Origin of the sequence: Salinibacter altiplanensis, assembly GCF_002894645.1 — a bacterium.
GTDB classification, from domain to species: domain Bacteria; phylum Bacteroidota; class Rhodothermia; order Rhodothermales; family Salinibacteraceae; genus Salinibacter; species Salinibacter altiplanensis.
Genome location: NZ_NCQY01000012.1, coordinates 1 through 1,293 on the forward strand (window position 1 = coordinate 1; position 1,293 = coordinate 1,293).

At 58.5% G+C, this 1,293-nt stretch carries 1 protein-coding gene; it reads right to left on the minus strand.

From position 1 onward, the window contains the following. Positions 1-36: 36 nt before the first annotated feature. Positions 37-1,235 (minus strand): IS3 family transposase gene (locus B7R93_RS06695; RefSeq protein ID WP_103020049.1). Its coding sequence is split into 2 segments (ribosomal slippage): positions 37-977 and positions 977-1,235, totalling 1,200 coding nucleotides; the frame shifts between segments, so codons are not numbered across the junction. Positions 1,236-1,293: the final 58 nt, after the last annotated feature.

The following is a 1,293-nucleotide window of genomic DNA, read 5'->3' on the forward strand; positions in this document are numbered from 1 at the left end:
TGGAGTGAACCCGATATAACGGACAGGTGACCGCTTTCACACTGCGGCAAGTGGTCGACGCTCTGGGAGGAGCGTTTGTTCTTGGGAGTCGTGGATTTTCTCGTAGCCCGTTGGTGAGTGATAATCGATTGCGGAGTGCCGGCGGTGTGGGTTGTAGAAGCCCTCGATATAATCGAAGACCATGAGGCGAGCCTCCGACCTGTTGGAGAACGATTCCTGCTCGATCAGCTCACATTCGAGCGTCGCAAAGAAGGATTCAGCCATCGCATTGTCGAAGCAATCCCCTACCGATCCCATCGATGGGCGGACGCCTTCGTCTTTGCACCGCTTCCCGAAGGCGATTGCCGCGTACTGTGAGCCCTGATCGGAGTGGTGAATCGTCTCCTCCGGACTGCGCTGCTGGGCGGCCATGTCCAGGGCTTCAACCACGAGTTCGGTGCGTAGGTGAGATGCCATCGCCCAGCCGACGATTCGCCTACTGAACGCGTCGAGCACGACTGACAGGTACAAGTAGCCCGAATCGGTCGGGACGTAGGTGATGTCGGCCACCCAGAGTTCATCAGGCCCAGAGGCAGTAAAGTCACGATCGACGAGGTCCGGAGCAGGCCGAACCCCAGCCCTCCGAACTGTCGTAGAGGGCCGCTTTCGGCGACTAACACCTTTCAGGCCCGCCGCTTTCATCAGGCGAGCGACCCGCTTTTTGCCAATGCGGGTGCCTTCCGCCCGCAACTCGGCGTGGATCCGACAGGCCCCATAAGTGCCCCTTGATCGGTCGTGTATTTCCTTGATTCTCTTGGTCAATATCACGTCCTCTCGGGCCCGCTTGGAGGGAGGTCGGCTCCGCCACGCATAGTAGCCGCTCCTGGACACACCAAGAACACGGCACATGGCGGCAACTGGAAATTCGGCCTGGTGCGCATCTATGAATCGGAAGATTTTGGCGGTACATCGCCGGTCTCCCGTGCGAACCAGGCCGTCGCTTTTGCCAGGATATCCCGCTCCTGCTGCAACGCGCGGAGCTTTTTCCGAAGCTGACGGATCTCCTCCTTCTCTTCGGTGGTCGGTCCATCGGAACAGGCCCCTTCATCCCGATCAGCTTGCTTCAGCCAATTGCGGATCGTTGTCTGGGTCGGTTCGAACTCTTCGGCCAGTTCTTTGGGCGTTCGCCCATTCCGGGCAAGCTCGACAATCTTTTCTCTGAACTTCTGTGGGTACGGCGGACGTGTACGGGGCATAAGTGGTACGTATCGATTTGGAAAGTGAAGGAACGTCCATCGTACCGGGTTTGCTCCA